The organism is Halopseudomonas formosensis (assembly GCF_900115905.1).
GTDB lineage: Bacteria > Pseudomonadota > Gammaproteobacteria > Pseudomonadales > Pseudomonadaceae > Halopseudomonas > Halopseudomonas formosensis.
This window is the reverse complement of sequence record NZ_FOYD01000004.1, coordinates 72,926-85,737: the sequence shown is the minus strand read 5'-3', so window position 1 is coordinate 85,737 and position 12,812 is coordinate 72,926. Positions and strand designations below refer to the sequence as shown.

General features: G+C 66.1%; 10 protein-coding genes. 7 read left to right on the top strand and 3 right to left on the bottom strand.

Annotated features, from left to right (window positions below):
• Window positions 1-37 precede the first annotated feature (37 nt).
• The 3 genes from BM046_RS07635 (at window position 38) to fabB (ending at window position 3,894) form a co-directional block, all read left to right on the top strand.
• Window positions 38-1,606 (top strand): class I adenylate-forming enzyme family protein, encoded by a 1,569-nt coding sequence (locus BM046_RS07635; RefSeq protein WP_090538506.1) that lies wholly within the window; start codon window positions 38-40, stop codon window positions 1,604-1,606.
• Between the two features lie 543 nt (window positions 1,607-2,149).
• On the top strand, window positions 2,150-2,665 hold the full coding sequence (gene fabA, locus BM046_RS07630) for a 3-hydroxyacyl-[acyl-carrier-protein] dehydratase FabA (RefSeq protein WP_090538505.1): 516 nt from the start codon (window positions 2,150-2,152) through the stop codon (window positions 2,663-2,665).
• An 11-nt stretch (window positions 2,666-2,676) separates the two neighbouring features.
• Complete coding sequence (fabB, locus tag BM046_RS07625) at window positions 2,677-3,894, top strand: beta-ketoacyl-ACP synthase I (protein ID WP_090538504.1); 1,218 nt, start codon at window positions 2,677-2,679, stop codon at window positions 3,892-3,894.
• 44 nt (window positions 3,895-3,938) lie between these two features.
• Here fabB and BM046_RS07620 read toward each other — a convergent pair whose 3' ends face one another.
• Complete coding sequence (locus BM046_RS07620; protein WP_090538503.1) at window positions 3,939-5,126, bottom strand: multidrug effflux MFS transporter; 1,188 nt, start codon at window positions 5,124-5,126, stop codon at window positions 3,939-3,941.
• 109 nt (window positions 5,127-5,235) lie between these two features.
• Window positions 5,236-5,469 carry a DUF2789 domain-containing protein gene (locus BM046_RS07615; RefSeq protein WP_090538502.1) on the bottom strand — a complete coding sequence of 78 codons (234 nt, stop codon included), beginning with the start codon at window positions 5,467-5,469 and terminating at the stop codon, window positions 5,236-5,238.
• Window positions 5,470-5,605: 136 nt separating this feature from the next.
• Here BM046_RS07615 and BM046_RS07610 point away from each other — a divergent pair, with 136 nt between their 5' ends.
• A complete protein-coding gene (locus BM046_RS07610; RefSeq protein ID WP_090538501.1) occupies window positions 5,606-6,112 on the top strand; it encodes an ankyrin repeat domain-containing protein in 507 nt (168 codons plus the stop codon).
• Between the two features lie 3 nt (window positions 6,113-6,115).
• On the opposite strand, the gene cadR is transcribed toward BM046_RS07610, so the two are convergent.
• Entirely contained in the window at window positions 6,116-6,550 is a 435-nt protein-coding gene (gene cadR / locus BM046_RS07605; RefSeq protein ID WP_090538500.1) for a Cd(II)/Pb(II)-responsive transcriptional regulator, read from the bottom strand.
• A 72-nt stretch (window positions 6,551-6,622) separates the two neighbouring features.
• Here cadR and BM046_RS07600 point away from each other — a divergent pair, with 72 nt between their 5' ends.
• The 3 genes from BM046_RS07600 (at window position 6,623) to BM046_RS07590 (ending at window position 12,807) form a co-directional block, all read left to right on the top strand.
• Window positions 6,623-8,782, top strand: coding sequence for a heavy metal translocating P-type ATPase (locus BM046_RS07600; RefSeq protein WP_090538499.1), 2,160 nt, complete (start codon window positions 6,623-6,625; stop codon window positions 8,780-8,782).
• A gap of 69 nt (window positions 8,783-8,851) precedes the next feature.
• Window positions 8,852-10,501, top strand: coding sequence for a VRR-NUC domain-containing protein (locus BM046_RS07595; RefSeq protein WP_090538498.1), 1,650 nt, complete (start codon window positions 8,852-8,854; stop codon window positions 10,499-10,501).
• Window positions 10,498-12,807 (top strand): ATP-dependent DNA helicase, encoded by a 2,310-nt coding sequence (locus tag BM046_RS07590; RefSeq protein WP_090538497.1) that lies wholly within the window; start codon window positions 10,498-10,500, stop codon window positions 12,805-12,807. The genes BM046_RS07595 and BM046_RS07590 overlap by 4 nt, the downstream gene beginning before the upstream one ends.
• The last annotated feature ends 5 nt before the right edge of the window (window positions 12,808-12,812 follow it).

The window sequence follows — 12,812 nt, the reverse complement described above, 5'->3', positions numbered from 1 at the left end:
GAGGCCCACTGAAACTGCTTACGGAAGTACTCTCGCCATGACTGCGACAGCCGTTTATCCGATCACTCTGGAGTCCCCCTTCACCACCCTGCCGCAACTGCTGGCGCTGCATGCGCAGCACCGGGCCGAGCATCCGGCGGTCATCCAGGATGGACAGCAGCTCAACTACGCCCAGTTGAACAGCCAGGTAGACCGCGCCGTCGCCGCCCTGCAGCGTGACGGCCTGCGCCCCGGTGACGCCATCGCCATCTGCGCGGCCAACTCCATTGCCTATGTGGTCATGTTTCTGGCCGCGCTGCGCGCCGGCGTGGTGGTCGCCCCCCTGGCGCCTTCCTCCACCAACGACAGCCTGCTGACCATGCTGCGCGACTCCGCCGCCCGGCTGTTCTTCGTCGACACCGCGGTGGCCCGCGCCCTGGAGCCGGTGACCCCGCGCATCGACATTCCGCTGCTGAGCCTGGATGACGGCCCCGCCCACCCGGCCCTGAGCCAGTGGCTGGCCGACACCCCGCCGGCCCCGGTCGAACTGACCCCGCAGACCCTGTTCAACGTCATCTATTCCTCGGGGACCACCGGCGAGCCCAAGGGCATCGTCCACGACCACCTGATGCGCTGGTCCCACATCCAGCGCGGCATTGCCTTCGGCTACGGCCCGGACTGCGTGACCCTGATGTCCACCCCGCTGTACTCCAACACCACCCTGGTGTCCTTCCTGCCGACCATCGGTCTGGGCGGCACTCTGGTGCTGATGGCCAGGTTCGACGCCCAGCGCTACCTCGAGCTGGCCCAGGAGCACCGCGCCACCCATACCATGCTGGTGCCGGTGCAGTACCAGCGCATCATGGCCCGCCCGGACTTCGACAAGTACGATCTGTCCAGCTTCCAGATGAAGTTCAGCACCAGCGCGCCCTTCCACGGCGAACTCAAGGCCGACGTGCTGGCCCGGTGGCCGGGCGGTCTGGTGGAGTTCTACGGCATGACCGAAGGTGGCGGCTCCTGCATGCTGGTAGCCCACCAGCACCCGGACAAGCTGCATACCGTCGGCCACCCCCTCGACGGCCACGACATGCGGGTGATCGACGAGGATGGCAATGAACTGCCCCGCGGCGAGATCGGCGAGGTGGTAGGTCATTCCGTCGCCATGATGACCGGTTATCTGAACAAACCGGAGAAGACCGCCGAAGCCGAGTGGTACGACAGCACCGGCAAGCGCTTCATCCGCACCGGCGACGTCGGCCGCTTCGACGAGGACGGTTTCCTGACGCTGATGGACAGACGCAAGGACATGATCATCAGCGGCGGCTTCAACATCTACCCCAGCGACCTGGAAGCGGTGCTGCGCCAGCACCCCGACCTGCTGGAAGTGACCGTGATAGGCGTGCAGTCCACCAGCTGGGGCGAGACCCCGGTGGGCTACGTGGTCCCCAAACCGGGCACCAGCATCAGCGCCGATGACATTCTGCAGTGGTTCAACGCCCAGGTCGGCAAGACCCAGCGCCTTAACCGCGTGATCATCACCGACGAACTGCCCCGCAGCGCCATCGGCAAGGTGCTCAAGCGGGAGCTGCGTGATCAGTTTCAGGCGCAATATGGGGTGCTCGACTGAGCCCCCGGCTGGCCGCTGCAGGATCTGATGGGGCCGGCGTCAGTGCAAGCCTCCGCGCTGGCACGCCTCCGCTACGACACGCCGTGAACACGTCCATGTGGGCTCGTTGATGTCATCCCTGACATCAAACGGTCGTACCGGAGGCGTCCCAACGCTCCGGCGGAAACATCTGAGCAGCTGTTGGTTTTCAGGGACGAAAACCGCGAGCCTACAGGGAAGTATTCACGGCGTGTCGGCGCGGCGCTGCACCCCAGCAAGCCTTGCACCCAAGCAACAGCTCGAATCAGTGAACGAGGTCTTTCCCTGAGAACCATCATGCCCGTACATGTGAACAACCACGAGTCGCCGCGTATTTTGAATCACCCGCAATGAACCTTTTTTTGTTCTCAGCCCCCATCACAGGTATCCTCAACGCCTGTCGTGCAGGTGTGACTTTCATCATCGCCTGATAGTCTGAGCTAACGCTGGCGGTTTCATCCTCAATCAACCCCCGCCATGCCGAAACAATAGCGCCCCGCCGAACGGGGTAGAGCAGGAGCCTCTATGTCAAAACAGAATGCGTATACCCGGGAAGAACTGCTCAAATGCAGTCGTGGCGAACTATTCGGCCCCGGTAACGCACAGTTGCCCGCCCCCAACATGCTGATGATCGATCGCATCACCCACATCAGCGACACTGGCGGCCGCTTCGGCAAGGGCGAGATCGTTGCCGAGCTCGATATCCATCCAGACCTGTGGTTCTTCCAGTGCCATTTCGAAGGCGACCCGGTCATGCCCGGCTGCCTCGGCCTGGACGCCATGTGGCAGCTGGTCGGCTTCCACCTGGGCTGGCTCGGCTATCAGGGCCGCGGCCGCGCACTGGGCTCCGGCGAGGTGAAATTCTTCGGTCAGGTACTGCCGGATGCGAAGAAGGTCACCTACACCATTCATATCAAGCGCACCATCAACCGGGCCCTCACGCTGGGTATCGCCGATGGCAGCGTAGCGGTTGACGGCCGCGAGATCTACACGGCAGAAGGTCTGCGGGTGGGTCTGTTCACTTCCACTGATAGTTTCTGAGGATCATCACTATGCGTCGCGTCGTGATTACCGGTATGGGCATCGTCTCCTGCCTCGGCCAGGATCTGGAAAGCGTTGCTGCCAGCCTGAAAGAGGGCAAGTCGGGCATTACCCACAACCCCGAATACGCGGAAATGGGCCTGCGCAGCCAGGTCTCCGGCAGCGTGAAGATTGACCTGGACGCCGCCATCGACCGCAAGATCAAGCGTTTCATGGGCGATGCCGCCGCCTTCGCCTATCTGTCCATGCAGCAGGCCATCGCCGACGCCGGCCTGAGCGAGGAGCAGGTCAGCAACGTACGCACCGGCCTGATCGCCGGCAGCGGTGGCGCCTCCACCCTGAACCAGATGGAGTCCGTGGACATCCTGCGTGACAAGGGCGTGAAGAAGATCGGGCCCTATCGCGTACCGCGTACCATGGGCAGCACCGTCTCCGCCTGTCTGGCTACCCCGTTCAAGATCAAGGGCGTCAACTATTCCATCTCCTCCGCCTGTGCCACCAGCGCGCACTGCATCGGCGCGGCCATGGAGCAGATCCAGATGGGCAAGCAGGACGTGATCTTTGCCGGTGGCGGTGAAGAGGAGCACTGGAGCCAGTCCATGCTGTTCGACGCCATGGGCGCGCTGTCCACCCAGTACAACGACACCCCGGAAAAGGCCTCCCGTGCCTACGACGCCAAGCGTGACGGCTTCGTCATCGCCGGCGGCGGCGGCATGGTCGTGGTCGAGGAGCTGGAACACGCCCTGGCCCGCGGCGCCAAGATCTACGCCGAAGTGGTTGGCTACGGCGCCACCTCCGACGGCTACGACATGGTAGCCCCGAGCGGCGAAGGCGCAGTACGCTGCATGCAGCAGGCCCTGGCCACCGTTGACGGCACCATCGACTACCTCAACACCCACGGCACTTCCACCCCGGTGGGTGACGTGGCCGAGCTCAAGGCCATCCGTGAAGTGTTCGGCGACAAGGCACCGAAGATCAGCTCGACCAAGAGCCTCTCCGGCCACTCCCTGGGCGCCGCCGGTGTGCAGGAAGCCATCTATTGCCTGCTGATGATGCGTGACAACTTCCTTGCCGCCTCGGCCAACATCGAGGAGCTGGACGAGAACGCCGCCGGCCTGCCGATCCTGCGCGAGCGCCTGGATCAGGCGGTGGATCTGATCATGTCCAACAGCTTCGGCTTCGGTGGCACCAACGCCACTCTGGTACTCAAGCGCTGGACCGGGGCCTGATAAGCCCCTGCCCCCTCTCCCTGCGGGAGAGGGGGACGCCCCTTCTACCTCACGCCAAACTCGACGCTTCCAACCCGCCTGGCCATCAGCGCCATTCCCGCCGACCCGACACCACAGGCCGCGATGATCGCCGTCATCGGTACCGCCGTGCCGTCATGCAACGCCCCCACCAGTGCCGACATCACCCCGGCAATGGCAAACTGCATGGTGCCCATCAGCGCCGAGGCGACGCCGGCCTGATGGCCCTGCCCGGCCAGCGCACAGGCCGAGGAGTTGGGCACCACCAGCGCCAGCGAGGCCATGCAGAAGAACAGCGGCAGCATCAGCGGCCACAGGGAGTCGGTCCGCAACAGCGCAATGACCGGCAGCAGCAGAGTGCCGGCCATGAAACAGAGGGTGGTGGTGCGCAGCAGCTGCAGGGGTGTACGCCGGCGCAGAAAGCGCCCATTGAACTGCGCGGCAAGAATGAAGCCGGCGGAGTTGATGCCGAACAGCCAGCCGTAATGTTCCGCCGGCACGCCATACAGCTGGATGAACACGAAGGGCGAACCGGCGATGTAGGCGAACATGCCGGCCATGGCCAACCCACCGGTCAGTGCATGGAACATGAATTCCGGGGCGCGCAGCAGTCTTGCGTAGCTGCCCAGTGCGCCGGACAGCCGGCTGCGCGGCGCATCGGCGGGCAGCGTCTCAGGCAGACGCAGCCACACCAGCACCCAGAAGGCGGCGGAAAACAGGGTCAGGAAGCCGAAGATGCTGTGCCAGCCCCCGACCAGCATCAACCAGCCACCGGCCAGCGGCGCCAGGATGGGGGCAATGCCCATGACCAGCATCAGCTTGGAGAACACCCGCGCCGACTCGATCGGCGAGCACAGATCGCGCACCACCGCCCGGTTGACCACCATGCCACCGCAGCCACCGAGCGCCTGGGCAAAGCGCGCCACCAGCAGCCACTCCAGGGTCGGCGCCAGGGCGCAGCCCAGCGAAGCCAGGGTAAACAGGCCGATACCGAACAGCAGCGGCTTGCGCCGTCCGAAGCGATCCGCCACGGGACCGTAGAACACCTGCCCCAGCGCCAGACCGACAAAATAGACCGACAGGCTCAGCTGTACATGCTCGGTGTCGGTGGCAAAACTCCGCGCCATGGCCGGAAAGGCGGGCAGATACAGGTCGATGGCCAGTGGGCCGAAGGCACTCAACCCACCGAGAATCAGTAACAGGCGAAACGGCATGGGATATCCCGGCAAGAGCATGGGCCGCCAGCACGGGCAGCGGAATCGGCATCATGCCAGATTCCGCTGCCGCTGAAAAACGCGCCAGGCTCGGGGATGGGGGGGGACGCTATTGCTCGTGCAGACGCGTATTGAGCTCATCCACCACGGGCGCCCACTCCGCATCCCGCTGGAACTGCTCGCGCAGGAAGGCCGACTGAGCCGGCGTCCAGAAGGGAGCATCCACCAGCTTCACGTCCTGGGGCAGAGCGTGGGTGGCGAAGAAGCGCTCGATCGCCTCGTGGTCCGAGGGCAACCCGAGCTGGTCGAACAGGGCGGGCAGGTCCTGATTGGGTAGTTCCATGCTGATAACCTCCTGGGTCAGTTTACAGGTCTACCTGCTGTGACCATCGAGCCGGGGGCTGTGTTCAAGGAACCGGGATGACCACAGACCCTGTTCCATGCACAATGGCTCTTCACCCCGCCGCTGGAGCAGACCGATGGCCGAGCAACCCCCACTGGATGACGCAACCCTGGCCTTTGCCGAGCGGGTCTTCGATATGGCCCGCCATGGCGCCGCAGAGGACCTGCAACCACTGCTGGAGGCCGGTCTGCCGGCCAACCTGTGCAACAGCAAGGGCGACAGCCTGCTGATGCTCGCCTGCTACAACGGTCATCCGGATACTGCGCGCCTGATACTGCAGCACGGCGGCGACCCGGAGCTGGCCAATCTGCGCTTCCAGACGCCGCTTGCCGGAGTCATCTTCAAGGGTGATCAGGCCATGGTCGAGCTGCTGCTCGAATACGGCGCCGACGCCAGCAGCTGCACACCGGGCGGCAAGACGCCGCTGATGTATGCAGCGATGTTCGAGCGTACCGAGATACTGCAGCGTCTGCTGCAGGTCGGGGCCGACCCCACTGTAACCGATGCCGAAGGCAATACCGCCCTGAAGCTGGCCATGGCCATGGGCGCCGCAGATGCAGCCAGACTGCTGGGCGGACAATAGTCGTCAGTGGCTGTGGCCGACGTGGGAATCGCTGTCCTGGCTGACATGCGGCTCCCCCGCAGTCAGCTCCTGCAGTATGCTGCAGCTCGGTTCCGCCCCGGTGCAGCGCTGACGCAGGGCAACCAGCTTGTCCTGCAACTGTTGCAGCACCTTGATGCGGCTCGACACATGCTCTATGTGTGCCTCCACCAGCGCATTGATCTCGCTGCAATCACCGCTGGGGTTGTCCTGGTAGTCCAGCAGCTGCCGAATCTCTTCCAGGGACATGTCCAGCGCCCGGCAATTGCGGATGAACAACAGGCGTTCTTCATGGGCGCGGGTATAGACCCGGTAGTTACCTTCGCTGCGCGGCGGCACCGGCAGCAGCCCCGCCTGTTCGTAGTAGCGGATGGTCACCGGCTGACAACCGGTACGTGCCGCCAGCTCGCCTATCTTCATGCCCGGCTCCTCGACCCTTGACTCTATAGCCACTATAGGGTGTTTATTGAAGGGCAGCAAAAGGAGAGTCCCATGAAAGATTGCTGTAGCTGCACTGCGCGGAACAATGATCCGGCGACCACCGCCGACCGCCCTGTCGACCTCGGCGACAGTCTCAGTACCACGGTGCGTATCACCCAGATGGACTGCCCCACGGAGCAGCGGCTGATCACCGACCGGCTCAGCGGCATGAACGGCGTCGGGCAACTGAGTTTCAACCTGCTGGAGCGCACCCTGACCCTGCAGCACAGCCCTGAGGCGCTGGAGCCGGCGCTGCAGGCGATACGCCGGCTGGGCTTCACTCCCCTGCCCGTCACCGAACCGGAGCCCGCCGCCCCACCCAGGCGCTGGCTATACGCCCGGCTGGCGCTGGCCGGCCTGCTGACCCTGGCTGCCGAGCTGCTGCATTTCACCGCAGCCGCCGCCGACTGGACGGTGGCTGCCCTGGCCCTGCTGTCGGTACTGCTCTGCGGGCTGGGCACCTATGCCCGGGGCTGGATAGCCCTGCGCCAGCTGGATCTGAACATCAACGCGCTGATGAGCATTGCGGTAACCGGCGCTCTGCTGATCGGCCAGTGGCCGGAGGCTGCCATGGTGATGTTCCTGTTCAGTGTGGCCGAGCTGATCGAGGCGCGCTCGCTCGACCGGGCCCGCAATGCCATTCGCGGCCTGCTGGAAATGACGCCGGAAACCGCCCTGGTGCAGCAGGCCGACGGCAGCTGGCAATCCCTGCCGCTGAAGGAGGTCCCGCTGGACAGCCGGGTGCGGGTACGACCGGGCGAGCGCATCGGGCTGGATGGCGAGGTGCTTGCCGGCCAGTCCGCCGTCGACCAGTCGCCGATCACCGGGGAAAGCCTGCCGGTGGACAAGCAACCCGGCGACCGGGTGTTTGCCGGCAGCATCAACCAGCACAGCGAGCTGGAATACCGGGTGACCACCCTGGCCGGGCACAGCACCCTGGCGCGCATCATCCACGCGGTGGAGCAGGCCCAGGGCAGCCGCGCACCGACCCAGCGCTTCGTCGACCGCTTCGCCCGCCTCTATACCCCGCTGGTGTTTGCCCTGGCTCTGCTGGTCGCCATCCTGCCACCGCTGCTCGGAGGGGCCTGGCCGGAGTGGATCTACCGCGCGCTGGTGTTGCTGGTGGTCGCCTGCCCCTGCGCGCTGGTCATCTCCACCCCGGTCAGCATCGTCAGCGGTCTGGCCGCCGCCGCACGCCGCGGCATCCTGGTCAAGGGCGGCAGCTATCTGGAACAGGCGGCCGGCCTCACCCATCTGGCACTGGACAAGACCGGCACCCTGACCCGCGGCCGTCCGGAGCAGACCGACTTCCATACCCTGGTCCCTGACGTACCGGCGGAGGCTATCCAGCGCCTTGCCGCCAGCCTCGCCAGCCGCTCAGACCATCCGGTATCCCGCGCCGTTGCCGAGGCAGCGATGCAGCCGCCGCTGGATGTCAGCGACTTCCGCGCCCTGCCTGGTCTGGGCAGCTGCGGGCTGATCGGGGGCCGCCTGTACCATCTGGGCAACCACCGCCTGCTGGAACAGCAGGGACTCTGCTCCCCGGCGCTGGAGAAGCAACTGGGACAGCTGGAACGGCTCGGCCGCAGCGTGATCATCCTCTGTGACGAGCAGCGTGCCCTGGGCCTGTTCGCCGTGGCCGACCAGCTCAAGGAGAGCAGCCGCGAGGCCATCGCCGAACTGCACCGGCTGGGTGTGCGCACCCTGATGCTCAGTGGTGACAACCCGCACACGGCCGCCGCCATCGGTGCCGAGGCAGGCATCGACGAGGTGCGTGGCAACCTGCTGCCAACCGACAAGCTGGCCGAGATCGACGCCCTGGCCCGGCCGCCGGCGCGGGTCGGCATGGTCGGTGACGGCATCAACGATGCCCCGGCGCTGGCACGGGCCGACATCGGCTTCGCCATGGGGGCGATCGGCACCGACACCGCGATCGAAACCGCCGATGTGGCGATCATGGACGACGATCTGCGGCGCATTCCCGCCTTCATCCGCCTGTCCCGGCGCACCCGGCGCATACTGGTGCAGAACATCGTCCTGGCACTGGGTATCAAGGCCGTTTTCGTCGCCCTGACCCTGGCCGGTGAGGCGACCATGTGGATGGCGGTATTTGCCGATATGGGCGTGAGCCTGCTGGTGATCTTCAACGGCCTGCGGCTGCTGCGCTCCTGACCGGGCCGCAGGACGTGCGTTCGTCGCCAGCGGCTTGCGCCGGAACAGCCGCCCCGGCCACAATACTGTATGCCCAACCAGCCCATTACCACTGACCCGCCGCCACTGTACTACCTGGACAATTTCCAGCAGGCACTGGACTGGCTGCAGACCCGCTACGCCGATCTGCTGACGGCGCAGGAGCGGGATTTCATGCGCCAGTTTGTGCTGTTGCCGGTGTCCAGCCGTGCCCTGCTGGTGCGTCTGATCATGCGCAAGGGGCCACATTTTCGCAGTGACCGGCTGCGTTATCCGGAGATCGGCTGCATCCCCACCGCCGCCGGCCCCCTGCTCGAACTGGATTGGCTGAGTGACAGCCAACCGCTGGATGCCGAGCAGCTCGGGCAACTGCTGCGCCGGGAGGAGCTGGCCGCCCTGCTGCCCGCCGCCACTGTCCGCTCCGGCCGGCGCAAGCCAGAGCTGATTGCCAAGCTGGCCGCCACGCAGCCACAGCCGCGCCCCTTCAGGCAGTGGTGTCCCGGGCATACCGCCAGCCTGTTCACCCTGCTGGTCGGCGAGCTGTGCGAAACGCTGCGGCTGATGTTCTTCGGCAATCTGGGTCAGGGCTGGGAGGAGTTCGTGCTCGCCCAGCTGGGGATTTTCCGTTACGAGCAGGTGGAGCTGGGCCCCGACTCCCGGGGTTTTCACTGCCGGGAGGACATCGAGTGCTACCGGCATCTGCACCGCTGCCGCCAGGCACTGGATGAGGGCATGGCGGCAGGCGAGGTGGCCGAGCTGCTCGACGAACAGCGCCCGGACAACCCCTGGCTGGCCAGTCGCCTGGCGCGACTGCAGTTCAATCTGGCCCGCCAGCTCGAGCGCGAGGAGCAACTGGAGGCCGCCCTTGCCCTGTACCAGCGCAGCGGCTGGCGTGGTGCCCGCCAGCGGCAGATCCGCATCCTGGAAAAGCGCCGCGACCACGTCCGGGCCCATGCCCTGGTGCAGCAGGCACTGGCCGAGCCCGAGGACGATGCGGAAATGCAACTGGTGCTGCGCGCCGAGCGCCGGCTCGCCCGCCAGCTGGGTCTGCCGCCGAGGGCGGTGGCCGGCAAGGCTGACAGCCCCCGGTTCGACCTGGTGCTGCCCGGGCCCCACCCGCTGGGCGTGGAGCTGGCAGTCCGCGAGCACCTGAGCAGCGATCAGGCACCGGTCTACTACGTGGAGAACAGTCTGATCACCGGCCTGTTCGGTCTGTTGTGCTGGGAGGCAATCTTTGCCCCCCTGCCCGGCGCCTTCTTCCATCCGTTCCACAGTGCCCCCGCCGACCTGCACAGCCCGGATTTCCACAGCCGCCGGCCGCAGGCCTTCGACCGTTGCCTGGCCCGTCTGGAATCGGACAGCTACCGTCAGCACCTGCGCCATATCTGGCGACATAAACAGGGTATCCAGACGCCCTTCGTCAACTGGGCGCTGCTGTCCGAGGAGCTGCTGGAAATGGCCCTGCATTGCCTGCCCGCCCGCCACCTGCAGCTGTGGTGTCAGCGCCTGCTGGCCGATCTGCGCGCCCACCGCACCGGCATGCCGGATCTCATCCAGTTCTGGCCGCAGCAGCAGCGCTACCGGATGATCGAGGTCAAGGGTCCCGGCGATCGCCTGCAGGACAACCAGCGCCGCTGGCTGGACTACTGTGCCCGCCACCAGATGCCGGTGGAGGTCTGTTACGTCCAATGGACTCGATGAACTATCGCGTAGCCGTCCGCGCTTTGTGCGCCTTCACCGCCCGCGAGGGCGACCTGGATCTGCGCTTCACGCCGGCGCCCAGCCCGCAGGAAGGCATTGCCGGGCATCAGGTGGTGACCGGCCGACGTGGCACGCATTACCTCAGCGAGCTGGCCCTGAGCGGTGAGTACCGCGGACTGCTGGTCAGCGGCCGCGCCGATGGCTATGACCCGGTACTGAACCGGCTGGAAGAGATCAAGACCCACCGCGGCAAGGTCGAACGCATTGCCGACAACCAGCGTCGCCTGCACTGGGCCCAGGTCAAGGTCTATGGCTGGCTGCTGTGCGCCAGTCGTCAGTTGCCGGAGATCGAGCTGGCGGTGATCTACTACAACATCAACACCCAGAAGGAAACGGCCTGCCGGGAGCAGTTCCGGGCCGGGGAACTGCGCGACTTCTTCGAACTGCAGTGCGAACGCTTCCTCGACTGGGCGCAGCAGGAGCTCGAGCACCGCCAGGCCCGGGACGCCAGCCTGGAGCAACTGGAGTTTCCCTGGCCGAGTTTCCGCACCGGACAGCGCCAGCTGGCTGCCGAGGTCTACCGTGCCACCCGTGACGGCAAGACCCTGCTGGCCCAGGCCACCACTGGCATCGGCAAGACCCTGGGCACCCTGTTTCCCCAGCTCAAGGCCTTCCCCGGCCAGCGATTGGACCGGTTGTTCTACCTTACCGCCCGCACCCCCGGTCGGCAGCTGGCGCTGGACGCGCTGGCCACCCTGCACGCCCGGCAGCCGCAGATGCCCCTGCGGGTGCTGGAGCACATCGCCCGGGACAAGGCCTGCGAACATCCGCAGCGCGCCTGCCATGGTGAATCCTGCCCGCTGGCACGGGGCTTCCACGATCGTCTGCCCGCCGCCCGGCAGGTGGCGGTGGCGGCGCGCTGGCTGACCCGGGAGCGGGTGCGGGAGATCGCCCTGACCCATGACATCTGCCCCTATTACCTGAGCCAGGAGCTGTGCCACTGGGCCGATGTGGTGGTGGCCGACTACAACTACTACTTCGACAGCAGCGCCCTGCTGCACGCCCTGACCCTGGTCAACGACTGGCGGGTGACGCTGCTGGTGGACGAGGCGCACAATCTGGTCGAGCGCGGACGCAGCATGTACAGCGCCGAGCTGGACCAGCAGCGCCTGCACGGCCTGCGCAGTACCGCGCCAGCCGCCCTGGGCCCGGCGCTGGACCGACTGGAGCGCCACTGGCGTCAGCTGGTGCGCGATCAGCAGCAGGACTATCAGGTGCAGCCGCAGCTGCCGGACCTGTTCATGCTCAGCCTGCAGAAACTGGTCGGTGCCATCACCGACCATCTGGCCGAGCAGCCCGAGGGCAATGACGCCGCCCTGTTGCGCTTCTATCTGGACGCTTTGCTGTTCTGCCGCCTGGCCGAGCATTTTGCCGAGCATTCGATCTTCGATATCAGCCTGCGGCGACATGGACGCCGCAGGCTGTCCACCCTGTGCCTGCGCAACCTGCTGCCGGCCCCCTTCCTGCGGGGGCGTTTTGCCGCCGCGCACAGCAGCACCCTGTTCTCCGCCACCCTGACTCCGGCCCGGTATCAGCAGGACATGCTCGGCCTGCCCGAGGGCACCCGCTGGCTGGATGTGGCGTCACCTTTCAGCCCAGAGCAGTTACAGGTCCGCTATGTCAGCAACCTGTCCACCCGCTACCAGCACCGGGCCGACAGCCTGCTGCCGATCTGCCAGTTGATTGCCGAGCAGTACCGTCAGCGGCCGGGCAACTACCTGGCCTTTTTCAGCAGCTACCGCTACCTCGAGCAGGTGGTCGAGCTGCTGCAGTCACACTGGCCCGGCATTCCGCTGCAGGTGCAGTCCGCGGGCATGGACGAGGCGGCGCGCAGGGCCTTTCTCGACAGTTTCACCGGGGACAGCCGGCAGGTGGGGTTCGCCATGCTCGGCGGGGCCTTCGGTGAGGGCATTGACCTTCCCGGCGAGCGGCTGATCGGCGCCTTCATTGCCACCCTGGGGTTGCCCCAGGTCAACCCGGTTACCGAACAGATCCGCGCCCGCATGGACCAGCTGTTCGGCCACGGTCACGACTATGCCTACCTGTTTCCCGGTTTGCAGAAGGTGGTGCAGGCCGCCGGCCGGGTGATCCGCAGCCCGGAGGATCAGGGAATGCTCTGGCTGCTGGATGACCGCTTCGGTCAACCGCGGGTGCGCCAGTTGCTGCCGGGGTGGTGGCAGGTGGAACGGCACCATCTGGCGCCGCCGATGCTGCCCGGCAGGATGGCCGATCTGTTCAGCGAATAGCTGCT

Coding starts and splice junctions, on each gene's coding strand:
- BM046_RS07590 (WP_090538497.1), top strand. CDS start 10,498: ATGAACTATCGCGTAGCCGTCCGCGCTTTGTGCGCCTTCACCGCCCGC.
- BM046_RS07620 (WP_090538503.1), bottom strand. CDS start 5,126: ATGCCGTTTCGCCTGTTACTGATTCTCGGTGGGTTGAGTGCCTTCGGC.
- BM046_RS07600 (WP_090538499.1), top strand. CDS start 6,623: ATGAAAGATTGCTGTAGCTGCACTGCGCGGAACAATGATCCGGCGACC.
- BM046_RS07610 (WP_090538501.1), top strand. CDS start 5,606: ATGGCCGAGCAACCCCCACTGGATGACGCAACCCTGGCCTTTGCCGAG.
- BM046_RS07615 (WP_090538502.1), bottom strand. CDS start 5,469: ATGGAACTACCCAATCAGGACCTGCCCGCCCTGTTCGACCAGCTCGGG.
- BM046_RS07635 (WP_090538506.1), top strand. CDS start 38: ATGACTGCGACAGCCGTTTATCCGATCACTCTGGAGTCCCCCTTCACC.
- fabA (WP_090538505.1), top strand. CDS start 2,150: ATGTCAAAACAGAATGCGTATACCCGGGAAGAACTGCTCAAATGCAGT.
- BM046_RS07595 (WP_090538498.1), top strand. CDS start 8,852: ATGCCCAACCAGCCCATTACCACTGACCCGCCGCCACTGTACTACCTG.
- fabB (WP_090538504.1), top strand. CDS start 2,677: ATGCGTCGCGTCGTGATTACCGGTATGGGCATCGTCTCCTGCCTCGGC.
- cadR (WP_090538500.1), bottom strand. CDS start 6,550: ATGAAGATAGGCGAGCTGGCGGCACGTACCGGTTGTCAGCCGGTGACC.